Source organism: Burkholderia sp. WSM2230, assembly GCF_000472445.1.
Classification (GTDB): Bacteria; Pseudomonadota; Gammaproteobacteria; order Burkholderiales; family Burkholderiaceae; genus Paraburkholderia.
In genome coordinates, this window is sequence record NZ_AXAJ01000016.1 from 66226 (window position 1) to 91791 (window position 25566).

The 25566-nt window shown below is 61.5% G+C and carries 20 protein-coding genes; 7 read left to right on the forward strand and 13 right to left on the reverse strand.

Annotated elements, in window-relative coordinates; all coding sequences use genetic code 11:
* Window positions 1–4 precede the first annotated feature (4 nt).
* A complete protein-coding gene (locus A3AC_RS0124685; protein ID WP_035475797.1) occupies window positions 5–958 on the reverse strand; it encodes a choline ABC transporter substrate-binding protein in 954 nt (317 codons plus the stop codon).
* 64 nt (window positions 959–1022) lie between these two features.
* Window positions 1023–2561 (reverse strand): choline-sulfatase, encoded by a 1539-nt coding sequence (betC, locus tag A3AC_RS0124690; protein ID WP_025602134.1) that lies wholly within the window; start codon window positions 2559–2561, stop codon window positions 1023–1025.
* A gap of 191 nt (window positions 2562–2752) precedes the next feature.
* On the opposite strand from betC, the gene A3AC_RS0124695 reads away from it, so the two are divergent.
* On the forward strand, window positions 2753–3667 hold the full coding sequence (locus A3AC_RS0124695; RefSeq protein ID WP_025602135.1) for a choline sulfate utilization transcriptional regulator: 915 nt from the start codon (window positions 2753–2755) through the stop codon (window positions 3665–3667).
* A 126-nt stretch (window positions 3668–3793) separates the two neighbouring features.
* The gene (purU, locus tag A3AC_RS0124700) at window positions 3794–4669 is read left to right on the forward strand and encodes a formyltetrahydrofolate deformylase (RefSeq protein WP_025602136.1); all 876 of its coding nucleotides are present in this window, start codon (window positions 3794–3796) and stop codon (window positions 4667–4669) included.
* 102 nt (window positions 4670–4771) lie between these two features.
* Here purU and A3AC_RS0124705 read toward each other — a convergent pair whose 3' ends face one another.
* From A3AC_RS0124705 to A3AC_RS0124750, 10 genes are all read right to left on the reverse strand, one after another.
* Entirely contained in the window at window positions 4772–5629 is an 858-nt protein-coding gene (locus A3AC_RS0124705) for a glycine betaine ABC transporter substrate-binding protein (RefSeq protein WP_025602137.1), read from the reverse strand.
* 165 nt (window positions 5630–5794) lie between these two features.
* Window positions 5795–7042 carry a hybrid-cluster NAD(P)-dependent oxidoreductase gene (locus A3AC_RS0124710; protein ID WP_035475800.1) on the reverse strand — a complete coding sequence of 416 codons (1248 nt, stop codon included), beginning with the start codon at window positions 7040–7042 and terminating at the stop codon, window positions 5795–5797.
* A 32-nt stretch (window positions 7043–7074) separates the two neighbouring features.
* Window positions 7075–8379: an aromatic ring-hydroxylating oxygenase subunit alpha gene (locus A3AC_RS0124715; protein ID WP_025602139.1), complete on the reverse strand. Its 1305-nt coding sequence runs from the start codon at window positions 8377–8379 to the stop codon at window positions 7075–7077.
* Between the two features lie 73 nt (window positions 8380–8452).
* Window positions 8453–9238: a drug:proton antiporter gene (locus A3AC_RS0124720; protein WP_025602140.1), complete on the reverse strand. Its 786-nt coding sequence runs from the start codon at window positions 9236–9238 to the stop codon at window positions 8453–8455.
* Entirely contained in the window at window positions 9235–10404 is a 1170-nt protein-coding gene (locus A3AC_RS0124725; protein WP_025602141.1) for an electron transfer flavoprotein subunit alpha/FixB family protein, read from the reverse strand. The genes A3AC_RS0124720 and A3AC_RS0124725 overlap by 4 nt, the downstream gene beginning before the upstream one ends.
* A 4-nt stretch (window positions 10405–10408) precedes the next feature.
* On the reverse strand, window positions 10409–12322 hold the full coding sequence (locus tag A3AC_RS0124730) for a (Fe-S)-binding protein (protein ID WP_025602142.1): 1914 nt from the start codon (window positions 12320–12322) through the stop codon (window positions 10409–10411).
* 2 nt (window positions 12323–12324) lie between these two features.
* Window positions 12325–14388, reverse strand: coding sequence for an NADH:flavin oxidoreductase (locus A3AC_RS0124735; protein ID WP_025602143.1), 2064 nt, complete (start codon window positions 14386–14388; stop codon window positions 12325–12327).
* 34 nt (window positions 14389–14422) lie between these two features.
* The gene (locus A3AC_RS0124740; RefSeq protein ID WP_025602144.1) at window positions 14423–14959 is read right to left on the reverse strand and encodes a DUF5943 domain-containing protein; all 537 of its coding nucleotides are present in this window, start codon (window positions 14957–14959) and stop codon (window positions 14423–14425) included.
* Between the two features lie 53 nt (window positions 14960–15012).
* Window positions 15013–15984: a dipeptidase gene (locus A3AC_RS0124745; protein WP_025602145.1), complete on the reverse strand. Its 972-nt coding sequence runs from the start codon at window positions 15982–15984 to the stop codon at window positions 15013–15015.
* An 18-nt stretch (window positions 15985–16002) separates the two neighbouring features.
* Window positions 16003–17277, reverse strand: coding sequence for a serine hydroxymethyltransferase (locus A3AC_RS0124750; protein ID WP_025602146.1), 1275 nt, complete (start codon window positions 17275–17277; stop codon window positions 16003–16005).
* 535 nt (window positions 17278–17812) lie between these two features.
* On the opposite strand from A3AC_RS0124750, the gene A3AC_RS0124755 reads away from it, so the two are divergent.
* A complete protein-coding gene (locus tag A3AC_RS0124755) occupies window positions 17813–18808 on the forward strand; it encodes a GlxA family transcriptional regulator (protein ID WP_025602147.1) in 996 nt (331 codons plus the stop codon).
* Window positions 18809–18927: 119 nt separating this feature from the next.
* Here A3AC_RS0124755 and fdhA read toward each other — a convergent pair whose 3' ends face one another.
* Complete coding sequence (fdhA, locus tag A3AC_RS0124760) at window positions 18928–20127, reverse strand: formaldehyde dehydrogenase, glutathione-independent (RefSeq protein WP_025602148.1); 1200 nt, start codon at window positions 20125–20127, stop codon at window positions 18928–18930.
* 252 nt (window positions 20128–20379) lie between these two features.
* Here fdhA and betI point away from each other — a divergent pair, with 252 nt between their 5' ends.
* From betI to ampC, 4 genes are all read left to right on the forward strand, one after another.
* Window positions 20380–20967, forward strand: coding sequence for a transcriptional regulator BetI (gene betI / locus A3AC_RS0124765; RefSeq protein ID WP_025602149.1), 588 nt, complete (start codon window positions 20380–20382; stop codon window positions 20965–20967).
* A 59-nt stretch (window positions 20968–21026) separates the two neighbouring features.
* On the forward strand, window positions 21027–22496 hold the full coding sequence (gene betB / locus A3AC_RS0124770) for a betaine-aldehyde dehydrogenase (protein WP_025602150.1): 1470 nt from the start codon (window positions 21027–21029) through the stop codon (window positions 22494–22496).
* 11 nt (window positions 22497–22507) lie between these two features.
* A complete protein-coding gene (gene betA / locus A3AC_RS0124775) occupies window positions 22508–24193 on the forward strand; it encodes a choline dehydrogenase (RefSeq protein ID WP_025602151.1) in 1686 nt (561 codons plus the stop codon).
* A 165-nt stretch (window positions 24194–24358) separates the two neighbouring features.
* A complete protein-coding gene (ampC, locus tag A3AC_RS0124780; protein ID WP_025602152.1) occupies window positions 24359–25531 on the forward strand; it encodes a class C beta-lactamase in 1173 nt (390 codons plus the stop codon).
* The last annotated feature ends 35 nt before the right edge of the window (window positions 25532–25566 follow it).

Genomic DNA, 25566 nt, shown 5'->3' on the forward strand with positions numbered 1-25566 from the left:
CTTTTTATTTCACGCCAAGGGCAGTCTGAACGGCTTGCAAGCCATTGCCGCCGCTCGCCGTGCTCACGCCGTCAAGCCACGATTTGAGTAGATCGGGATGACGCTTGAGCGCTTCGGTTGCGGCGACATCGACACTGGTCTTCTTTTCGAGTACTTCGGTAATCACGCCGTTTTCCAGGTCGACGTTAAAAGTAAGCTGCCTGAAGAGACGGCCCACGTTCGGACACTGCTCCGCATAGCCGGTGCGTGCCACGGTATTGACGGTGGCGCCGCCGTAGTTCGGGCCGAAGTACTTGTCGCCTCCGTCCAGATACGTCAGTTTGAATTTGGTGTTCATCACATGCGGCTCCCACGCGAGAAAGACAATCCACTTTTTCTCGCGCACGGCACGCTCCACTTGCGTCAGCATGCCGGTCTCGCTCGATTCCACGACCTTCCAGCTGTCGAGTCCGAACGCCTTGTCGTCCACCATCTTCTTGATGTTCTGATTCGCCGGCGCGCCCGGTTCAATGCCGTAGATCTTGCTGTCGAACTTATCGGCATTCTTCGCGAGGTCGGCGAACGAGTGGACGCCTGCGGCCGCCACGTAGTCGGGCACCGCCAGTGTGAACTTGGCGTTGCTCAGGTTCGGATGAACGACCACGATCGACTTCTCCTCCTCGAAAGGTTTTACGACCGGCGCCTGCGCGGGCATCCAGTTGCCCAGAAACACGTCGATCTGCCCTTTTTTCAGGCCCTGATACGTAATGGGCACCGACAGATTCGCCACCTTCTGCTTATAGCCGAGCGCTTTCAGCACGACGCCGGTCATCGCATTCGTTGCGTCGATATCGGTCCATCCGGGCCCTGCCATATTGACCTGCATGCACGATTGCGGCTCGGCGGCCGATGCAAAACTCGCGGCCGCGCATAGCAGCGCTACGCCGGATATCGCCTGTTTGAATAGCTTGTTCATCATCGCGGCTTCCTGTGGGTGGGTGAATCGTGAGCGTGTATGGGACGCGGCTGTCCTGTGGAACCGATCAGTGCGCGACAGCTGGAAAGCGCGCCATGGCCTCCAGCGTATCGAGGTCGATGTGATTGCGCATGTAACGCTGGCTAGCATCGACCAATGGCTGCCAGTCCCACGACGCAACCGCGCCTTGCGTGGTCGCAGCAAAATGAAAGCGGCGGCGGCGCTGGCTTTCGAGCACCTGCTTGTGCAGCGCGGCGAGATCCCAGCGAGCGGCAATTTCGTTGCGGAACGCTTCGACTTCGGTGGCGTATTCAGCTTTGAACGCGAGATTCACGCGCTCGAGCGGATCGGCTTGCACGTCGTAGAGCTGGTCGGGGTCAGCCGGCGTGTGAATGAACTTGAAGCGCCGGCGCCGAAGCATCACGATCGGCGCAATTGCACCTTCAGCAAGGTACTCGCCGATGGCTTCATCATGACCACCGTGCGCGCCCTGAAGATGCGGCACGAGACTATGTCCGTCGAGCGAATCGGGCCATGCCGACGGCGTTTCACCGCGCGCCAGTTCGACGAGTGTGGGCAGCAGGTCGAGATGCGACACCGAAGCCTGCACGCGATGCGCGTCGAATTGCTGCGGTGCATGCACGATCAACGGCACCCGGCAACCGCCTTCGAAGAACGTCATCTTGTACCAGAGTCCTCGCTCGCCGAGCATTTCACCATGATCGGAAGTGACGACGATGATCGTATCGTTCGCAAGCCCCGCCTGCTCAAGCGCTTCGAGAATCGCGCCGAACTGATCGTCGACATAGGAGATTGCCCCGTAATAGGCGCGGCGTGCATTGCGGATCTGCTGCTCCGTGGGCGGCGTGCGATCGGCTTCGCAAACGTGGCGTAAGCGCTGCGAATGCGGATCGGCTTCGTCGAATGAATCGCGATGCCTGGGCATGTCGATATCTTCGTCCTCGTACATGTCCCAGTACTTTTGCGGAATTGCGTACGGGTCGTGCGGATGCGTCAGCGAGGCGACCATGCAGAACGGCCGTGCGTCCTTTCCGGCATGACGTTCCCGCGCGATGTCGAAGAGCTTCTGGCGCGTCGTGAACGTCACTTCATCGTCGAAATCCAACTGGTTCGTGCGCACGCATGGGCCCGCGTCGATCACGGAGCTCATGTTGTGATACCACGTAGGGCGCGTTTGAAAGTCTTCCCAGTTCGGCGTCCAGCCGAAGTCCGCAGGATAAATGTCGGTAGTGAGGCGCTCTTCGAAACCATGCAACTGATCCGCGCCGCAAAAATGCATCTTGCCGGAGAGGATCGTGCGGTACCCTTCGGCACGCAGGTAATGCGCGAATGTCAGCGTTTGCGACGGAAATTCCGCTGCATTGTCATAGGCGCCGATTGCAGACGGCAGCTTGCCCGAAAGAAACGAAAAGCGCGACGGCGCGCACAGAGGGCTCGCGCAATAAGCGGAATCGAAAACCACGCCCTGCCTCGCCAGACGGTCGAGGTTCGGCGTTCTGGTCAGCTGGTGTCCGTACGCGGCGAGCGCGAAGGGGGTCATCTGGTCGGCCATCAGAATGAGAATATTCTTTTTGCTGTCAAGCATTGGAGCGCGCCTCGAATAAAATCATGAATGTCAGTGCAAGTACTCGTGCCGGTGCGACTGCAACGGGAACCGCAATCGCTCACGCTGTTGAATGCGAAGCCAGCGGCTCGTGCCCGGCATGAACATCACTATTGCCGGTCAATTTGGCACTGTGAAGACGGCAATTCGTTATGTGGCTATAAGGGGGCGTTATGTCGAGGCTGGACCGCTTGCCGCCAATGCAGGCGTTGACGATGTTCGAATCCGCCGCGCGTCTTGCGAGCTTCACCGCGGCCGCCCGCGAACTGGGCTCCACGCAGCCGGCCGTGAGCCAGCGCATCGTGCAACTGGAAGAGACGCTGGGCGCGCCGCTTTTCGAACGAGGGCATCGTGGCGTGCGACTCACGGAAGACGGCGAGCGGCTCTTCGAGGCAGTGCGTCATGCGCTCGATACCATCCGCGGCGCCACCGCCGAAATCCGCGCGCGCCGCACGCCGCAAACGCTCACGCTGTCCACGGACTTCGGCTTCGCAACCTATTGGCTGATGCCCCGGCTTTCGCAATTCAAGGCGCTGATGCCCGATGTCGACGTCAAGATCATCACCTCCCAAAGCGTGTTCGAGCCGTCGCACGACCAGGCGGACGTGGCGATTGCATTCGGCGACGAACATGCGGACTGGAACGCGCGCAGCGTGATCAAGCTCTTTCCGGAACGCGTGACGCCGGTATGCAGTCCCGCGTTTTTCGCCGCGCATCCACCGCTTGCCTCACCGTCGGAACTGCTTGCGCTGCCGCTGCTCCATCTCGAGCCCACGCAGCCCGCGCGGTGGCTATCATGGGCCGACTGGTTCTCGGCGCATGGCCTTACCGCGCCCGCTGCACATCGGGGCATCACGTTCAACAGCTTTACACTGGTTGCTCATGCGGCGATCATGGGGCAAGGTGTTGCGCTCGGCTGGGCGCCGCTGGTCGACGAATTGCTTGCAACGGGGCAACTGGTCGAACTGTTCGATGTCCCGGTCGTCACCGAGCGCGGCTATATGCTGGTCACGCAACGCGCGGCCACGCCCGCAGTCGACGCTTTCCGCCAATGGCTGCTGGGCGAATGCGGGCTCGACGCGGAATAACCGTCTGACGCTCCCGTTCCATCGCTGCGGCGATTCGCTTCTATCCGCGCCGCGCGCCAATTTGCTCTACTGCGACGATACATGCCGCGCCCCGCGGCATGAACCTATCGTCTTTGTGGAGAGCGCATGTCCGCCGATTCCCGTCCTGATCAACTGGTTCTCACCGTTGCGTGTCCGAGCGCCGCGGGCCAGGTTGCCGCCGTCGTCGGCTTTCTCGACCGGCATCATTGTTATATCGACGAACTCACCGTTTTCGACGACGACCTTAGCGAAAGCTTTTTCGTGCGCTGCGTTTTTCATGGCGTGGACAGCACGGAGACCCTGAATATCGCGGCGCTGAAACGCGAATTCGCGTCCATTGCCGAACGCTTTCGTATGACATGGGCGATGCATGACGTCGGCACGCGACCCAAAGTTCTGATCATGGTGTCGAAGCTGGAGCACTGTCTCGCGGACCTGCTGTTCCGGTGGCGCATGGGCGAGCTGAAAATGGACATTGTCGGCATCGGCTCGAACCATCGCGACCTCGAACCATTGGCTCAGCAGCATGGCTTGCCGTTTCATCATCTGCCGGTCTCGGCCGAGACCAGGCCGCAGCAGGAAGCGCGTCTGCTGGATCTGTTCGAAACGTCCGGTGCTGAACTGATGATTCTCGCGCGCTACATGCAGATACTTTCCGGCGAGACGAGCCGCGCGCTCGCTGGGCGTGCAATCAACATTCATCATTCGTTCTTGCCTGGCTTCAAGGGCGCGAAGCCGTATCACCAGGCTCATGCGCGCGGCGTCAAATTGATCGGCGCGACCGCGCACTTCGTGACGGACGATCTCGACGAAGGTCCGATCATCGAGCAGGAGGTAGAGCGTGTCGATCATTCGTACAGCCCCGAGCGGCTGCTCGCCACCGGTCGCGACGTCGAGTGCATCACGCTCGCACGCGCGGTAAAGGCGTTTATCGAGCGGCGCGTGTTTATCAATGGCGACAGGACTGTCGTACTGCAATAGTGCTGCAATAAGTACGGGGAATTCGAAGACCACAAAAAAGAAACGCCGCTTTGAAAAAAGCGGCGTTTCTTCATGTCGTATTCACCAGTGGACAAAGCAGCCTTACTTCACCCAGCTATCCACCCGATCGCTATGCGAACCGATCCACGCATCTGCGGCAGCAGTCGGCTTTTCGCCGTTTTGCGTCGCGAGCATCACGCTGTCGATCTCGCCCGGCTTCCACTGGAATTTCTTCAGGAACGAAACAACCTGCGGCGCCTTCTTTGCCAGTTCCGGATTCACAACAGTGTCCACGTGCTCCGCTTCACCGAATACCTTCTTCGGATCTTCGAGGAACTTCAGCTTGTACTTGGCGAACATCCAGTGCGGCTTCCAGCCGGTCACGATAATCGGCTTGCTGGCCGCTTCAGAACGCGCGAGTTCAGCGGTCATTGCGCTGCCTGAGCTCGGCATGAGCTTGTAGTCGAGTCCGTACGCCTTGATTGCTTCGCTGGTCTTCTGCATCACGCCTGCACCGGCGTCGATACCGACGATGCGCGAGCCGAATTCCGCCTTCTTCGCTTCCAGATCGCCCACCGTCTTCACGTCCAGGTTGTCCGGCACGATCAGACCGATCTTCGCATCGTTAAAGTTTGCCCCAAGGTCGACCACCTTGTCCTTGAAGTTATTCCAGTACGCGCCATGCGTGACCGGTAGCCAGGCGGACAAGGTCGCGTCCAGGTCGCCGCGCGCCACGCCCTGCCACATCACGCCGGCCGCGACCGGCACGAGTTGCACCTGATAGCCGAGACGTTTTTCGATCACGCGCGCGGCCACGTTGGACGTCGCGACGCTGTCATCCCAGCCTTCCACGTAACCGATCTTGATGGTCGGCTTCGTGTCCGCCGAAACGCTCACGCTGCTTGCCGCCAGCGCCGCGCTCAGGGTGCTCAACACCAATATCTTTCTGATCAGTCTCATCGCCATTCTCCCGTTCACTTCCACAAACCACCCAATGAGCATTTAGAATCGCCAGCCAGAATTGCCAAGTAACGTTGTTTTGCGACATGCAGTTGTCCGCACGCGACCTGCCTCATGGTCCTGCTACGCGCCTCGCAGCAACTCGTTTTCTGACGCTCGTGCGGGTTACTTCTCGACCACGAGATCGCTAAGCGGCTTACTGCAGCAAAGCAGCACCATGCCCTGATCGATTTCCCGCTGACGAATGCCGCCCGCGTGTTTCATCGCTACTTCGCCCGACACCAGCTTGACCTTGCACGTGCCACACATACCCTGCGTGCACGATGCAGGCAAACGCACGCCCGCTTTTTTGGCGGCGTCCAATACGTGCTGGCCGCTGCCGCATTCGATCTCCCGATTGCTCTTCGTAAAGCTCACCTTGTAGCGCGTTTCGATTTCGGGCGCGGCGGGAGCGGGCTCGAAAGCCGGCGCCTGTTCCCGCGCCTCTACGAAGCTATCCGCAGTCACTGGTTCCGGCGCGGCTTGCATCACTTCGCCAACGTGAGCTGTCGTCAGTTGCGCGGCGACCTCGCTGACCGTTTCGAACGAAAAGCTTTCCTCGTGATAATGGCTGCGGTCAAAACCGCCCTCGTCCAGAAGATTGCGCACCGCCTGCATATAAGGCGCGGGGCCGCAGGTAAAGATCTCGCGCTCGAGAAAGTCAGGTGCAATCAGCTTGAGCAAGGGCAACGTCAGAAAACCCGTCACACCAGGCCAATTGGTGCGCGCGCCGACACGTTCGCACACAAACGCCGTGCGGAAATGCGCGTGATTCGACGCGATCAGGTCAAGCTCGCGTGCAAAGATGATGTCGTCGGGAGTACGGGCGCTGTGCACAAATACAATGTCGCTGTCTTCGCCGAGTTCGTGATGCGCGCGGCTCATCGACATCAATGGCGTAATGCCAGAGCCTGCCGACAGAAACAGGAACTTGCGCGCCGGATGGCGGGCGCAGGTGAATTCCCCGGCTGGTCCGAGCACTCGTACCTCGCCGCCCACTTGCAAATTGTCGTGCAGCCAGTTCGACACCTTGCCGCCCGGCACGCGTTTCACCGTAATGGAAATGGTGTGCGGCCGCGTGGGCGACGACGAAATCGTATAGCAGCGGTTGATGGACTCGCCGTCGATATCGAGCTCGAGCGTGATGAACTGCCCCGGTTCGAACACGAACGCCCTTTCAGTCGGCGCGCGGAAGAAAAAGCTCTTCACGTCATGCGTTTCTTGCCGGATGTGGCAGCACATAAGCGTGTCGTCGAGATCGCAGTTCCACTGCGCCGGCAACGCGCTCCAGAAGCGCGGCTGTGTAACACGGCTTATTGCAGCGTCGGTGCCCGGCTTACCGCCCGGCTGGAACGTCGCCTGATCGCGCATCATTGTTTTCTCCCGCTCCTGTTGCGCTCGTGTGCTCAGCGCACGAACGACACGACTTTCTCGCCGTGATTGCCCGGCGTGACATCGTGCGTTTGCGGTGCATTGCTGTAATCCGCGATGCGGCCGATATACCACTCGCAGAACTTCTCGACGAGACCTTCCGTGAACGGCGAATACGGACCCGGCTCATAGGCGCTGCTCGATGCGCCGCGTTGCGAGTATTCGACGAGCGTGCGGTCCTGATCGTTGGTCGCGCGCCATACAGCCGTGAGGTTATTCACGTCGTAGTCGATGCCTTCGCGCGCGTCCTTGTGCACGAGCCATTTCGTGCGCACGAGCGTCTTGCCTGCCGAAAGCGGGATCACGGAGAAGCTCACAATGTGATCGCTCATGAAGTGATGCCATGAATTAGGCTGCGTCCAGAAAGACAGCCCGCCGAGATCAGCCTGCTCGAAACCGCCGAGCAGCTTCTTCGATGCGACTTTTGCGTCGAGTGTCTGCGACTCGCCGTCACGATCGAGCGGCAGACGCTGCGTGCGAAAACCGGTGACGAGATCCGCGAGCCGCTCGATTTCCGCCGACGGCAGTTTCATCGCTTCCCATTGCGCAGTGCGCCGCGCAACCGTCTCTTCAAAGGCCGCCATGCCTTCTTCGTTGGCCGGCGTGCGTTGATAGCCAAATCCATACTCGTAAAGCGAAATGGTCAACTCCGGATGGTTCGCGACGCAGTGATAGCACTCGCGATTGTTCTCCATCGTCAGCTTCCAGTTGCCTTCCTCGATGATGTCGATCGAGGCCGCAATCTTGCAGCTGGCGAGATCATGAGGCAGCAGGTACGGCTCCATCGCGGCGCGCATCACGGAGAAGTCCGCCGGGGGGGTGTCCGCAAGACAGATGAAGATGAGGCCCGCGAGGTTCTCAACATGCACTTTCTTCAGGCTGTGCTTGCAACGGTCGAACTGATCGCCCATGTGCTCGGCGAACATCAGGTCGCCGTTCAGGTTATACGTCCAGCTGTGATACGGACACACAATGTTGCCAAGCGAGCCCTTGTCGGTATTGCACAGGCGCGAGCCGCGATGGCGGCACACGTTGTGGAATGCCCGCACCTGCATGTCGTCGTCGCGAACGATCAGAATGGAATCGTGACCGACTTCAACCGTGATGTAGTCGCCCGGTTCGGGCACGTCCGGCTCCACCGCGACCTGGATCCAGTGCTGCCGGAAGATCGCATCCATGTCGAGCGCGAAGATCTCTTCGCTCGTATAGAACGGCGCTTCCAGCGTGTAATTCTTTTGGCGGCGTTCGATCATTGCGCGAACGTCTGCGGAAACTTTCATTGTGTGCTCCGTTGCGTGTCACGTCTGGCGTCGCGCCAGGCCCTCCTGGCCGCATGCTCGCCTGAACCGGGAATCAGTAATCCACGAGTTGATGCTCGCGCAAATACGCGAGAATCACTTGTGCTTTTTCGACGGAACTCCCTTCAATTACGACGCTGCCGCCGCGGCTTTCCGTCGTGGTCGCCGAAAGCATCCGGGCATGGCCGGAGCGCTTTTCAGCGGCGGCAAGACGCACGGGTTTGGCGGTCGCCGGGCGAATCGTCCATGCGGGCTCGGTGGCGGCGGTGCGCGGGTTCTGCGCGCCGCTCGTGACCGGGCGAATCGTGCCTTCCCGAAGCCGTGCATAGGCATAGGTCGGGGTGGCATTGGCCATTGGATGCACGGCGATCAGCGCCGGCAATTGCACCTCGACGCGCCTGCGCAGACCCTTCGGCATGAATTGGCGCACTTGCGCGCAACCGTCCTTCAACGTCACGTCAACAGCTGCGCCGGCAAGCGGAACGCCCAGCGCATTGGCCACGCGATACGGCAGCATGCCGCTGTCGAATGCGCCTTCGGCGCGCGTGCCGGTCAGCACGAGGTCGTAGCCGTGCAGGCGCGCGGCGAGCGGCGCGGAGGCGTCCGGTTGGCCATCGCCTATATCTGCAACCGCCAGCACTTCCACCGAGCGCGCGCCGAGCGCCAGATATTCCTGCAACGCGGGATTTGCCGGGTCGCCCGCATGCAGCACGTCGAGCGTCGCGTTGTGCTCCTTCGCGAGCGACAAAGCCAGCGTCAAGGCGGCGGCGTCGTTGCGGCTGTAACGTGCAACCCCGCTCACGGGATGTCGCCCGACGGAAACGAGTACGGCGATTTTCATGCGAGTGCCCCTTCCGCGACTGCCTTCGAATTGAGTAACGCAGCACCTGTACCGCGTGCCGAACGCGCCGCGGCGGCCGCATCGTTCAGTGCCGCGATGGTTTCCTGCGCGTCCGCAATGACCGTGAGGTTCGCGCGCTTCGCAATCGGTGCGCTTGCGTCGAGATTCACCGCGATCACATGCCGGCAATCCTTGATACCCTGCAAATGCTGCACTGCGCCGGAAATGCCGAAGGCGATATACACGCTCGCCTCAACCGTCTTGCCAGTCGCGCCGATCTGCTTGTCGCGTGTGAACTTGCCGTCGTCGACGGCCACGCGGCTCGCGCCGATCGCCGCGCCCAGCGTGGCCGCGAGGCGCTCGAATGCCGGCACGTCGCTCACGCCGTTGCCGGCCGAAACGATGAAATCCGCCTCCTCCAGCGCGAGCTGCGCCGCGTCCATCTCCTCGATGCCGAGATCGCGTGCCTTGCCTTGCGCGGTGGCGGACTCGCCGTCGAAGCGCCACGCCACGCGTTCTCCTGCGCCGACGAACGGCAGTTTCGGATCGACCGCATTCGGCGCGAGCAAAATCACTTCGGGCAGCGCACGCGAAGCGAATGCTGTATTTGCATGCACATAAACCGCCACGTGTGACGCGTCTATCTCGACCACATGCGTCGCCACGCTTGCATTCGCGGCGGCTGCATAGCGGCGGCCAAGGTCGCCGTCGCCCGTCGCGTTGTCCGGCAGGAACACATGGATGGGTGCATAGGCCGCGACGCACGCGGCAAGCGCATTCAGTTCATCCACAGGTGCGAACTTGCGTCGATCGAACGTGGGTAGCTCGATCAGCTTGTCGGCACCGAGCGCGGCAGCGTCGCCCGCGAATTCGCCGAACACCAGCAGCACGATCTCAGTCGTTGCGTCCGCAATCAATGCGGCGGCCGCGAGCGTCTGGCGCGCGTGATCGTCGAGCGCACCGCGGTCCGCGTGCGCCGCAACCAGCATCACATGCTGCGCGGCGGCCGTGGTGCGGCGCGGCTTCGGCTGTTCACGATGCGCCGCGCCTGCCGTGGCGAAATCCATTGCGCCCGCCACGCCGGTCGCGCCCAACGTAATGCGCCTCAGGCCATCCGCCGTGATCGTGAACGGCCGGCGCGGATCGATTCGTTTGATTGTGTTCATCGCGTTACTCCAGCGCCGCTGCAACCAGTTCGGCGACGTCCAGCACTTCGGGACGCGGTCCGACCACGCCTTCGAGCATCGCCGTGCAATTCGGGCAACCTACGGCGACAATCTCCGCGCCGATGCCGCGCGCGTCGTCGATACGAATGTCGGGAATGCGCCGCTTGCCGGGAATGTCGGTCAACGGTGCGCCGCCGCCGCCACCGCAGCAACGCCCGCGCATGCCGTTGCGTTCCATTTCGACCACCTTGATGCCTATGCTTTTCAACACGCGGCGCGGCGCCTCGGTCTCGCCGTTGTAGCGGCCGAGATAGCATGGATCGTGATAAGTGATCTTGCGATCCGCATACGCAGCAGCCGCGCGCGGTGACAGCTTGCCACTCGCAACGAGTTCATCGATCAGCGCTGTGTGATGCTGCACCTCATAAAAGCCGCCTAACGCGCGATATTCGTTGCGCAGGCTGTGCAACACGTGCGGGTCGGCCGTCACGATCTTGCCGAACGAGTACTGCGAAAGCGTGCCGATCAGCTTGCGGGCGAGTTGCTGGAAGGTGGCTTCGTCGCCAAGCCGACGGGCGGTGTCGCCGGTATCCGTTTCCACGCCGCCCAGCACCGCGTAGTCGATACCCGCGCGATTGAGCACCTTGACGAGGGCACGCAACGTGCGTTGATAGCGCATGTCGAACGCGCCTTCTCCGGCGATCAGCAGTACATCCACGCGACGCCCCGGCTGCGCGACCTGCACCTGCAGATCGACGGCCCAGTCGTAACGCGCGCCGATGTCATAGCCGTTGGAGCTGCCGGTCTCGCGCAGATTCGCGAGCGTGATGGGCCCCTTGCCTGGGACCGTGCCTTCCACCAGCGTCTGATTGCGGCGCATATCGACGATTGCGTCGACATGTTCGATCAGCATCGGACACTCCTGCACGCAAGCGCGGCAGGTCGTGCATGACCACAGCGTCTCCGCTTCAATCATGCTGGAAATCAAGGGCTTTTGCGGGCCGCCGGCGTGCTTGCCCACGGGAATGCCCGGCGTGGGGCTGCCCGCGTACTGCGCGTCGGTGCCGCCCACCATACCCGTCACCAGATCCTGAATCAGCTTCTTCGGATTGAGCGGCTGACCAGCCGCGAAGGCGGGACATGCCGCTTCGCATTTGCCGCATTGCACGCACGCATCGAAACTGAGCAACTGGTTCCAGCGAAATTCCACCGGCTTACCCACGCCATATTCTTTCGCGTCGAGAAGCGGGACCTTCAGCGCAGTGGGGGGCACTACGTCCTTATCGTTACGCTCGGCAAAGCGCTCCTGGCGCGGATGAAACGCGAGGTGCAGAAGACCCGCGAGAGCATGCTTCATCGGACCGCCACGCGCGGCGCCGAACGTCATCGTGAATGCGCCCACTGCGATCAGCAGCGCGACGATGATGGCAAGCGCCCCCGACATCGCGGAAGCCGGCAGCGCGACGAACAGCACGAGGCCAAGCGCGAACGAGCCGAGCAGCAGCGGCAAGTGATCCCACGGACCACGCGAGAGCCGCGCGGGCACCGCCTTCGGGCCATGCCGACGGCGCCAGACGAATACGGCGCCCACCAGCATCACGAGCGCGGCGAGAAAGATCAGCTTGTCGAGCCACGGCGAGTAGATTGCAAGACCGTAGTTGACGAACACGAGCGCCATCGCGAGGATCGCACCGCCCGCCGTCGCGACGTGCGTTTTCGCAATGTACGGATCACGCGCAACCACATGATGCAGGTCGACGAAATAGCGCTTCGGAATGGACAGCAGATTGGCCCAGCCGTACGCGCCCGCCGCCGTAGCGCGACCCTCGCGCCAATAAGCGGCGCGCTTTGCGAGCGCAAACGCCAGACCCGCCATCGACAACCACAACAGCACGGTGATGACAGATACGGGGCTCATCTTCAGAAGTCCTTGCAAAGGCGCAGCGCGTCGTAGATCGCGCCGTGGATGTTGTGCATGGAAATGCAGTCGCCGACACGGAACAGCAGGAAGCGTCCATTGCCGAGCTGCTCCGAGAGCGAAGGCTGCGGCTCGGACGCAAAGAGCTTGTGCACGTCCACCTGACCGCGATTCACCGACTCGGGCTTGAGCTTCCAGTACAACTCGTCGTTCGGCGTGCTGCCGTTTTCGATCACCACCTGGTCCACCGCGCGCTCTTCCTGCTCCTCGGTGTATTCGTTGCGAATCACGGCGATCTTCTTGCCGTCTTCTTCGTACACCCTGTCGAGCCAGTAATTCGGCGTGTGAATGACGCCTTGTGCATAGAGACGCCGGTAGAAAATCGGGAACGTGGTGCCGCCTACATCGTCGGCCACCTTCACGTCAGGCGTGACGATCTCCACGTTCGAACCACGGCTCGAGATGAAATCCGCAACACCCGCACCCGCGTGCGTGCTGACACCGTCATAGACGAGCACATTCTTGCCGGGCTCGACCTTGCCCGAGAGCACGTCCCACGAACTGACCGCGAGACCTTCGTCGACACCCCACGCCGCAACTTGCGAAGTAAACGACGACCCGCCCGTCGCCAGTACGATGATGTCCGGCTTCTCGCTCATGATGGTCTTTTCGTCGGCGGCGACACCGAGGCGCCGGTCCACGCCAAGGCGCTTCGTTTCCATGTCGAACCAGCGGACGATGCCTGCCATCTGTTCGCGCTGCGGCGCTTTTGCCGCGAGCATGATCTGGCCGCCCACATAGTCGTTCTTCTCGAACAGCACGACGTCGTGTCCGCGCGACTTCGCGACGCGAGCCGCCTCCAGCCCCGCAGGCCCCGCGCCGACCACGACCACTTTGCGCTTCGGCCCGTTCGTACGCGTGATCACGTGCGGCATGGTCGCCTCGCGCGAGGTCGCTGCGTTCTGCACGCACAGCACGTCAAGTCCGTTGTACTGGCGGTCGATGCAGTAGTTCGCGCCGACGCATTGCTTGATTTCGTCCTCGCGGCCATCGCGGATCTTGATGACCATATGCGGATCCGCAATCTGCGCGCGAGTCATACCGACCAGATCGACCATGCCGCTTGCGAGCAGGCGCTCGGCCTGCCCCGCGTCGCGAATGCTCTGCGCATGCATGACCGGAATCTTCACGACCGACTTGATGCCGGCTGCCAGATGCACGAACGGCTCGGGCGGCAACGCCATCGGCGGCATGCAGTTGGCGAGCGTGTTGTGCGTATCCGCACCCGAACCAATCACGCCGAGATAATCAATCAGGCCGCTTTCGCTCATCGCCTGCGCGATTTCTTTGAGTTGCTCGTGATCGAGCCCGTCTTCGTGGAACTCGTCGCCGCACATGCGCAAGCCCACACAAAAGTCGGGACCTACTGCTTCGCGCACGGCGTTCAATACTTCCACGCCGAAACGCAGACGGTTTTCGAGCGAGCCGCCCCATTCGTCGGTGCGGAAGTTGGTACGCGGGCTCCAGAACTGATCGATCAGATGCTGGTGCGCCGCAGAGATCTCGACGCCGTCCATGCCCGCGTCCTTCACTCGTTTCGCGGCTGCGGCGAAGTCGCTGATGATGCGGCGAATCTCTTCCACTTCGATGATCTTCGCATTGCCGCGATGCACCGGCTCACGCACGCCGGACGGCGACATCAGATGCGGCCAGTGCTCGCCATGAAACGCCGAGCGGCGACCCATGTGTGTGGCCTGAATCATGATCTTCGCGCCGTGTGCATGCATCGCTTCTGCAAGGCGCGACAGCGGATCGATGATCTTGTCTGTCGACAGATTCACCGACTTCCACCAACCCTGCGGACTGTCGATCGACACGGGGCTAGAGCCGCCGCACACCGCGAGGCCCACACCACCCTTGGCCTTTTCTTCGTAGTAGCGGATATAACGGTCGCCAGGCAGGCCGCCCGGCTCCGCATACACCTCTGCATGCGCGGTACTGACGATGCGGTTGCGCAAGGTCAGCTTGTTCAGCGTGAGAGGCTTGAAAAGGTTCGGGTAACGCATTGCGATCGACCTCGGAATGATATGACTGGTAGTGCTATGCCGCGAGCGGCGACACTTCGAACACGCAATGCTCGTGGCCTTCCGCCGCGCAATGCGCTTCCCGCGATTTCGACGGCGGGCCCTTGCGCGACGAATCGGGCGCGGTGTCGTTGACCCAATCCATTGCACCTGCGAACCAGCCGGAGAACATGTAGCAGAGCTTGCCGACCTTACCCGGCTGCGCAAGCACGAACGACGAATGGTGCAACTCGATACGCGCATGCGAGGTGGACGGGTCGGCTTCAGCGATCGTGAAGATGCCCCAGCCGCGCTGCGACAGGCGCTTCAGGTAATGCTCGAACACCGCCATGCCGGCAATGCCGTGTTGCTTCGCTTCCTTGTCGCACCAGAAGTACGCGGACTTGTAGCCGGCCTTGTAAAGAATCTCGGCATACGTGTCGACGCCGAGCGCCTCTTCTACGGCGGTATGGTTGTTCGTGAAGAAATGACGCGGAACGTAGAGCATCGGCAGCGCGTCGGTGGTCCAGACGCCGGTGTTCGGATCGACGTCGATAGGCAGTTGGGGTTGCATGTGGAGACTCCGCTTTTTATAGGGTGATTTCGTTTGCTGAATGACGTAAAAGCTCAGACCTTCCACACTTCGCCGAATACCCGCACCCAGTTCTCGCCCATGATCTTCCTGATGCGCGTCTCGCTCCAGCCCGCGCGCTCCATTGCGGCGGTCAGATTCGGAAACTCGCCGATGGTGCGGATGCCTTCCGGATTCACAACCTTGCCGAAATTCGTCAGCTGGCGATAACGGCCTTTGTCGTGCGTGATCCAGTCGAAGAACTCGGTGCTGTAACCCTGCGTGAAGTCGGTGCCGATACCGACCTGGTCCTCGCCGATCAGATTGACCACGTACTCGATCGCCTCGATATAGTCTTCGACAGTCGCGTCGGCGCCGCGCTTGAGGAACGGCGCAAACATCGTCACGCCGACAAAACCGCCTGCATCTGCAATCTCTTTGAGTTGCTCGTCGCTCTTGTTGCGCGGATGCTCTTTCAGACCCGACGGGCAGCAGTGCGAATAGCACACGGGCTTTTTCGAAGCCGCAATCGCTTCGGACGAAGTCTTGCCGCCCACATGCGACAGATCGACCATGATGCCGACGCGGTTCATCTCCTGAATCACTTCGCGGCCATAGCCCGAGAGGCCGCCGTCGCGTTCATAGCAACCCGTGCCGACAAGGTTCTGCGTGTTGTAGCAAAGCTGCACCACGTTCACGCCAAGATCCTTGAATGCCTCGATATAGCCGAGGTTGTCCTCGAACGCGTGCGCATTCTGGAAGCCGAAAATAATGCCCGTCTTGTTCTCTTTCTTGGCGCGGAAAATGTCGTCGGTCGTGCGCACGAGCGTGAGGATCTCGCCATATTCGCGGATCTGCTGTTTCATCTCGGCAATGTTGTCGACCGTCTTCTGGAAGCTCTCCCACACCGACACGGTGCAGTTCACTGCGGTCACGCCGCCCTTGCGCATGTCTTCGAACACCGAGCGCTCGAACTTCGAAATGTTCAAACCGTCGATGATGATGCTGTTTTCGTGCAGATTGCTCATCGTTTGCTCCAGGCGTTCTTAGTAGATGGGGAAGCGCTCGCACAGCGCGAAGATCTCGCGACGCACGCGTTGCTCGGTAGCTGCATGACCTTCGGGATGATCGCGCAGCGCGTCCAGCACTTCCACGATCAGACGGCCCACGTCGCGGAACTCATTCACGCCGAAGCCGCGCGTCGTGCCCGCCGGCGTTCCGAGGCGCACGCCCGAGGTGACCGTCGGCTTTTCCGTATCGAACGGAATGCCGTTCTTGTTGCAGGTGATGCCGGCGCGCTCCAGCGCCTGCTCGACCTGGTTGCCCTTCAGACCCTTCGGGCGCAAATCGACCAGCAACAGATGGTTGTCGGTGCCGCCTGTCACGAGATCCACGCCGCCTGCTTTCAGCACTTCGCCCAGCGCCTGCGCGTTGGCCAGCACGCTGTCGATGTAGGTCTTGAAGCCCGGTTGCAGCGCCTCGCCGAACGCGACCGCCTTGCCGGCGATTACGTGCATCAGCGGTCCGCCTTGCAGGCCGGGGAACACCGCCGAGTTGATCTTCTTGGCGATGTCTTCGTCATTCGTCAGCACAAACCCGCCGCGCGGGCCGCGCAAGGTCTTGTGCGTGGTCGACGTGACCACGTGCGCATGCTCGACTGGATTCGCATGACGTCCCGCCGCAATCACGCCGGCGATGTGGGCCATATCCACCATCAGTTTTGCGCCCACGCTGTCGGCAATCGCGCGCAGCCGCTTGAAGTCCAGCGCGCGCGGATATGCGGAAAAGCCGGCAATCAGCAATGCGGGCTTATGCTGCTGCGCGAGTTCTTCGATCTGCTCGTAGTCGATCAGCAGCGTGTCGCGATTCACGCCGTACTGCACCGCGTTGAACCACTTGCCGGACAGCGCCGGCTTTGCGCCGTGCGTGAGGTGGCCGCCGGCATCGAGCGACATGCCGAGCACCGTGTCGCCCGGTTTTACCAGTGCGAGCATGACCGCGCCATTGGCTTGCGCACCCGAATGCGGCTGCACGTTGGCGAACTTCGCGTTGAAGAGTTGCTTGATGCGATCCAGCGCGAGCGTCTCGATCTCGTCGACATATTCGCAACCGCCGTAGTAACGTTTGCCCGGATAGCCTTCCGCATACTTGTTGGTCAGAACAGAGCCTTGCGCTTCGAGCACCGCGCGCGACACGATGTTTTCCGACGCGATCAGTTCGACTTGCGACTGCTGGCGTTCGAGTTCTTTCAAAATTGCGCCGCGTACCGCCGCGTCGCGCGCGGTGAGCGATTCTTCGAAGAAAGGATTCGGGTTCGACATGGAAGGTCCGTGGAGTCGTTGACGTTAGGCGCCGGAAGCGTTGACGGGCGGTTGTTTCTGCCCTCCCGCCGCCGGATTGCGTACGTCTATTCTTGACGCTTGCATCGCGCGTCAATTTATGAATTCAGACGCATTCTTTGCCTTTTCCGCCATAGACGACCTTTTTGGACAAGTCGCGCTCGCGCCGCGGGCGGAGGCCGTTTAACGGGCCTATAAACACCGCTGGTTAACCAGAAGATGCGCATGAATACGGCACCTGGCGAATGAGCACGAAACCGGGTCGCACGATCGTTCGCCGAAATAGCGATGCTGCACTGCAGCTGAACGCAATGCGCACTTGCGGTGCGGTTCTGAATGGCCCCGGCGCTGTTCTGGTGCCGCTTGCGCCACTATTTCCAGCGCCATTGACGCCCGGGCAGCGACGACCGAGGGTTTAGCCTGATGGCATGCTAGTTGCGCTAGTACTCAAAATTACATGAGTCGCTGCTCCCCACAGCGACGCGACACTATAGATTCGAAGGAATCAATCCTCACCATGTCCACCGATCGTACGGCGTCACTGTCGCATTTCGCCTTCATGCCCGTCTCGAACTTCACGATGATCGCCTTCACCAATGCGATCGAAGTGCTGCGCATGGCGAACTATCTGACGGGACAGACGCTTTATCGTTGGTCGATCGTGAGTCCCGAGGGCGGCCCGGTGACCGCTAGCAATGGACTGTCCGTGGATACGGGTCCGGTCGAATGCGTCGGCCAGCCCGATATCGTCTTCGTGGTCGGCGGCATTGACGTGCAGCGCGCGACCACTCCCGCGCATCTGTCGGCCTTGCGCCGTTTCGCGCGCATGGGTTGCGTGCTCGGCAGCCTGTGCACCGGCACTTATGCGCTGGCGCGCGCCGGTCTGCTCGCGGGCTACGCGTGTGCGATTCACTGGGAGAACATGTCGGCGCTGAAGGAAGAGTTTCCCGACACGCGCTTTCTGAAAGAACTGTTCGTGGTGGACCGCGATCGTGTGACCTGCACGGGCGGCGTCGCGCCGCTCGACATGATGCTTAACCTGATCGCTCCGCGCGTCGGCACCGCACGCGTCACGCAGATCGCAGAGCAGTTCATCGTCGAGCATGTGCGTGATACGAGCGCGCAACAAAAAATGCCGCTCGTCGCGCGACTCGGCTCGGCCAACAAGTCGCTGTTCGAAGTGATTTCGCTCATGGAGAACAACATCGAGGAACCGCTCTCGCGCGAGGAGCTCGCGCGGCTCGCCGGCATGTCGCAACGGCAGTTGCAGCGTCTGTTCCGCGAGCATCTCGGCATGACGCCCACGCACTACTATCTGACGCTGCGTTTGCGGCGCGCGCGCGAACTGTTGCTGCAAACCGATATGTCGATCATGAACATCACGATGGCTTGCGGCTTCCAGTCGGCCTGCCACTTTTCGAAGAGCTATCGCGACGCATTCGGCACCGCGCCCACGCGTGAGCGTCGCAAGCAGGCGCCTTCGCTTTCTTCGGCGCCGGTTCTGGCGGCCTGAAAAGCGCTTTTCAGCTGCTTACTTCGGCTTTTATCGTCCTCACCAGTTAAAAACGCGTTGAACGGGCTTCCGTTCAACGCGTTTCTTTGTTATTGCCAGCTTCTACTGTGCTGCCTGGCTCACGCCGCCTTCAAAAGGCCGTGCGGATCGATGACGAACTTGCGCGGCGCGCCGCCGTCGAACTGGCGATAGCCATCCGGCGCCTGATCGAGCGACACCACCGTCACGTTCACGATGTCCGCAATCGGCAGACGGTCCCACAGGATCGCCTGCATCAGATTGTGGTTGTACTTCATCACCGGCGTCTGGCCCGTATGAAATGAATGCGACTTTGCCCAGCCGAGCCCGAAGCGAATGCTCAGGCTGCCCTTGCGTGCGGCGGCATCCACCGCGCCCGGATCGTCGGTCACGTAAAGGCCCGGAATGCCGATTGCGCCCGCGGCCCGGGTGATTTCCATCAGCGAGTTGAGCACCGTGGCCGGCGCCTCCTCGTGCGAGCCGCTGCTGCCGTGACCGTGCGCTTCGAAGCCCACGCAATCCACCGCGCAATCCACTTCCGGCTTGCCGAGAATCTGCTCGATCTGTTCCCCGAGTGTCGCGTCTTTCGACAGGTCCACCGTTTCGAAACCCATCTTGCGAGCATGCGCGAGGCGCGCCTCGTTCATATCGCCGACGATCGTGCACGCAGCGCCCAACAGACGCGCCGATGCGGCCGCCGCCATGCCGACCGGCCCGGCGCCCGCGATATAAACCGTCGCACCCGGCTTCACCCCCGCCATGACCGCGCCGTGATAACCGGTCGGCAGAATGTCGGACAGGCACGTGAGGTCGCGAATCTTCGCCATGGCCTGCGCGGGGTCGGGAAACTTCAGCAGATTGAAGTCGGCGTACGGCACCATCACGTACTCGGCCTGGCCGCCGATCCAGCCGCCCATATCCACGTATCCATAAGCGCCGCCAGCGCGTGAAGGATTCACGTTCAGGCACACGCCCGTATGTTGCGACTTGCAGGTCGGACACCGGCCGCAAGCCACATTGAACGGCACAGAGACGAGATCGCCGATGCTCAGCGTTTCCACGTCGCGGCCCACTTCGATCACCTCGCCGGTAATTTCGTGGCCGAGCACGAGGCCGACTTCGGCGGTGGTACGGCCGCGCACCATGTGCTGGTCCGAGCCGCAGATATTGGTGCTGACTACCTTCAGAATCACACCGTGACCGATTGCACGGCCACGTGGGTCGACCATCTTCGGATAGTCGATAGATTGCACTTCAACCTTGCCCTGCCCCAGATAGACGACGCCGCGATTGCTGCTCATTGAGTGTCTCCATGTCCTGTAAGCGGTGCGCGGCGTGTGCGCCGCACCCGTTCAACGAGCGTAGCGCCCGCGGCGCCCGACTACCTGTACCGAACGCGACACCGGTTTGGCTGGAACCGACATACGGTTTCCGCGCAACTTTTTATTGATTGACCGTTCAATATAAAAAAACTAGCATGGCCGGATCGGATGGCGCCGCAGACATGCGAACTAACTGCCGGCCGCGAGTCGCTCAATCTTCACATCAACACCATGCCCAAGCTCGGAATGCGCGAAATCCGCCGCGCGCAGCTGATCGACGCGACGCTGCTCACCATCGACCAGACTGGCCTCGCCGGGGCCACGCTGGCGTCCGTGGCGCAGCGCGCGAGCATTTCCACCGGCATTGTCAGCCACTATTTCGGCGACAAGGACGGTCTGCTCGAAGCCACCATGCGTCATGTGTTGCGCGATTTGTGGCAAGCCACCTCGCGCCGGCGGCGCGCGGCGAAGGCCGACCCGCGTTCGAAGCTGCGCGCGGTGGTCGCGGCCAATTTCGACGCCGAACAAACCAGTGCGCCCGTCATGAAGACGTGGCTCGCATTCTGGTCCGAGAGCATGCACAAGCCGCAATTGCGGCGCCTGCAGTACGTGAACACGCGCCGTCTGAACTCCAATCTGTGTGCGGACTTTTCGAAAGCGTTGCCGCGTGCGGCAGCGCGGCGCGCGGCCAGCGGTCTCGCAGCGTTGATCGACGGATTATGGCTGCGGGGCGCGTTATCGGGCGAACCGTTCGACACGAAAGCGGCGCTGCGCGTGGCCAACGAATACATCGACCTGGTGCTGGCGGCGCGCGAATAGCCTCATAAAAGCGCACGCAGCAGCACGCAGCAGCCGGGAATATCTTTAAGGAGCAAGCAATGGCGATATTCGCAACGCAACGTCTCTATATCGGCGGCGCTTATGTCGACGCCACCAGCGGTGAAACCTTCGACACCGTCGACCCCGCCACCGGCGAAACGCTCGCGGTCGTGCAGCAGGCCAGCGCCGCGGACGTCGACCGCGCGGTGCGATCCGCGCGCGACGGTCAGCGCGAGTGGGCCGCGCTTACAGCGATGCAGCGCTCCCGAATCCTGCGTCGCGCAGTGGAGATTCTGCGCGAGCGCAACGACGAGCTCGCCGCGCTTGAAACGCGCGATACGGGCAAGCCGATTGCGGAAACGCTGGCGGTGGACATCGTGACGGGTGCGGACGTGATCGAGTACTACGCTGGTCTCGCGACCGCGATAGAAGGTCAGCAGATTCCGCTGCGGCCATCGTCGTTCGTGTACACGCGGCGCGAACCGCTCGGCGTATGCGCGGGCATCGGCGCATGGAATTATCCGATTCAGATCGCGTGCTGGAAGTCGGCGCCGGCGCTTGCCGCAGGCAACGCGATGATCTTCAAGCCGAGCGAAGTCACGCCGCTCACGGCCTTGAAACTCGCGGAAATCTACAGCGAAGCGGGCGTGCCGCCCGGCGTGTTCAACGTCGTACAAGGCGACGGCCGCGTGGGCGCATTGCTCGCTGGGCATCCTGACATCGACAAGATTTCGTTCACTGGCGGCGTGGAAACGGGCAAGAAAGTGATGTCGATGGCGGGCGCGTCGTCGCTGAAGGAAGTGACGATGGAACTGGGCGGCAAGTCCCCGTTGCTAATTTTCGAAGACGCCAATCTCGAACGTGCCGCGGACATCGCGATGAGCGCCAACTTCTTCAGCTCGGGACAGGTCTGTACGAACGGCACACGCGTGTTCGTGCAGCGCAATGTGGTCGAGCGCTTCGAGGCTCTCGTGCTCGAACGCGTGAAGCGCATTCGCGTGGGCTCGCCGACGGAGGCGACTACCAACTTTGGTCCGCTAGCAAGCGCGGCGCAATTGCAGAAGGTGCTCGGCTACATCGAAAGCGGCACACAGGAAGGCGCGCGTTTGATCGCGGGCGGCAAGCGTCTGACTGAAGGTCATTTCGGCCGAGGTCAATATGTCGAACCTACCGTGTTCGCAGGCTGCCGCGACGACATGCGCATCGTGCGCGAGGAGATCTTCGGTCCGGTTATGAGCATCCTCGTGTTCGATGACGAAGATGAAGTAATCGAGCGCGCGAATCGCACCGCGTATGGTCTCGCCGCAGGTGTCGTCACAGAGAACCTGTCGCGCGCGCATCGCGTGATTCATCGGCTGGAAGCAGGCATTTGCTGGATCAATACGTGGGGCGAGTCGCCCGCTGAGATGCCGGTGGGCGGCTATAAACAGTCCGGCGTGGGCCGCGAAAACGGCATCACCACGCTTGAGCACTACACACGCATCAAGTCCGTGCAGGTCGAGCTCGGTGCTTATCAACCGGTGTTCTGAGGAGCGCTGTCATGAGTTCGAACGAATACGATTACATCATCGTCGGAGCGGGTTCGGCCGGCAATGTGCTGGCGTCGCGTCTCACCGAAGACGCCGACGTGACCGTGCTGCTGCTCGAAGCGGGCGGTCCCGATTACCGCTTCGATTTCCGCACGCAGATGCCCGCCGCCCTCGCCTATCCACTGCAAGGGCGCCGCTACAACTGGGCGTATGAAACGGACCCCGAGCCGCATATGAACAACCGCCGCATGGAATGCGGCCGCGGCAAGGGACTGGGCGGCTCGTCGCTCATCAACGGCATGTGCTATATCCGCGGCAATGCGCTCGACTACGACGGCTGGGCCGAGCTCCGCGGCCTCGAAAGCTGGACTTATCTGGACTGCCTGCCGTATTTCCGCAAGGCCGAGACGCGCGACGTAGGTCCGAATGCATACCACGGCGGCGACGGTCCCGTCCACGTGACCACGAGCAAGCCCGGCAATAATCCGCTGTTCGCGGCCATGGTCGAGGCCGGCGTGCAGGCGGGCTTTCCGCGCACCGACGATCTGAACGGCTATCAGCAGGAAGGCTTTGGCCCGATGGATCGCACAGTTACGGCGAACGGCCGGCGTGCGAGCACCGCGCGCGGCTACCTGGACCGTGCGAAAGCGCGCTCCAACCTGACCATCGTCACTCACGCGTTGACCGATCGCGTGCTGTTCTCCGGCAAACGCGCGGTTGGCGTCGCGTATCTGCATGGCGGCGCTTCCGTCAACGCGCATGCGCGCCGCGAAGTGCTGGTGTGCAGCGGTGCCATTGCCTCGCCGCAATTGCTGCAACGCTCGGGCGTGGGGCGCTCGACGTGGCTGCGCGAACTGGACATTCCGCTCGTGCACGATCTGCCTGGCGTCGGCGAAAACCTGCAGGATCATCTGGAAATGTATATCCAGTACGAATGCAAGGAGCCGGTCTCGCTCTACCCGGCGTTGCAGTGGTGGAATCAGCCGGCAATTGGGCTCGAATGGATGGTGAACGGTACAGGCATTGGCGCGAGCAATCAGTTCGAAGCGGGCGGTTTTATCCGTACACGCGACGACGATTTGTGGCCCAACATCCAGTATCACTTTCTGCCGGTGGCGATCAACTACAACGGCTCCAATGCAATCAGGATGCATGGTTTCCAGGCGCACGTCGGCTCGATGCGCTCACCGAGCCGTGGTCGCGTAAAGCTCACCTCGCGCGATCCGGCGGCGCACCCGAGCATTCTCTTCAACTACATGGCCGATCCGCTCGACTGGCGCGAGTTCCGCGACGGCATTCGCATCACGCGCGAGATCATGCGGCAACCGGCGCTGGAACGTTATCGCGGACGCGAGCTGAATCCGGGCGCAGAACTGACTACCGACGCGCAACTCGACGCATTTGTGCGAGAGCGCGCGGAGACGGCGTTTCATCCTTCGTGCTCGTGCAAGATGGGCTACGACGACATGGCCGTAGTGGACAACGAGGGACGCGTGCATGGCATGCAGGGACTGCGCGTGGTCGACGCGTCCATTATGCCGCGCATCACCACAGGCAACCTGAACGCGCCGACCATCATGCTGGCCGAAAAAATCGCCGACCGGATCCGCGGACGCGAGCCACTGGCGCGCGTGGACACGCCTTATTTCGTCGCCAATGGCGCGCCCTCCAGAAAGCATGAGCGGGCCACGGTCTAGTTTGCGAAGTCATGTTTGCATAGTGTTCTCGGGCGGGGAGCGCTCTGTGCCCATCATTTTTTCTTGCCCTTCTCGCAAGTTTTTCTAGTTTGTCATCGCGGCTCGAAACACGGATAGTGCCGCATCAGCCCACCCGCCGACAACAAATTGAAGGAAAACGCTGGAATGAAGTTAATAGCCGTGAGCCGGATGGCGAGTGCCGTCTTTGCTTTAAGCGCAATTGCCACGACATGTCACGCAGCAAATGATACGGAAAGTGCGATCAAAGCCGTCGTGGACTCGACAGTCGCGCCAGTCATGCAGAAACACCACGTGCCGGGCATGGCAATCGGCGTGATCGCCAACGGCAAGACGTATGTGTTCGACTATGGCGTGGCGTCGACCGAAACGGACAAGCCAGTCACGCAGCGCACGCTGTTCGAGATCGGCTCGGTCAGCAAGACGTTCACTGCGACGCTCGCCGAGTATGCGCGATTGAACGGCAAACTGAATCTATCCGATGACACGCAACATTATCTGCCGTCATTGCGGGGTACTGCATTCGGCAAGGTGAGTCTGTTGAACCTGGGCACGCACACGCCTGGCGGTCTACCGCTTCAGGTGCCGGACGGCATTCACGACAACGCTCAGTTGCTGCAGTACTTCAGCGCATGGAAACCCGCCTACGCGCCCGGCACGTACCGCACTTATGCAAACCCGGGCATCGGTACATTGGGCCTGATCGCGGCGAAAAGCATGAATCAGGACTATGCGTCCTTGATTGAGCAGCGCATGTTTCCTGCGCTCGGCATGAACAGCAGTTACGTTCGCGTTCCTGCCGCGAAAATGTCCGACTATGCGCAAGGCTATACGAAAGACGGTGCGCCGATCCGCATGAAAGGCGGTGTTCTCGCGGACGAAGCCTATGGCGTGCGAACCACCGCTGCCGACATGGTCCGCTTCGTTCAGGCGAACATGAACCTGATACACGTGGACAGCATGCTTCAGCACGCGATCACAGCCACGCACACGGGCTATTTCAAGGCCGGCGCGCTCACACAAGATCTGATATGGGAGCAATACGCATATCCGGTAACGTTGGACACTTTGCATGAAGGCAATGCGCCCTCCATGGCCATTACGCCGACGCCGGCCACGGCAATCGAGCCACCGCTGCCGCCCCAGCAGGATGTGTGGATCAACAAGACCGGTTCGACGAATGGCTTTGGCGCCTACGTCGCATTTGTTCCGGCGAGGCGCGTGGGCGTCGTGCTGCTCGCCAACAAAAACTTCCCGATAGAGGACCGCGTAAGCGCGGCGTATCGGATCATGTCGGCCCTGGTTGCGACCCAACAGTAATTCGCCTTCACGGTGCCCATGAAAGGGTGCAGCCG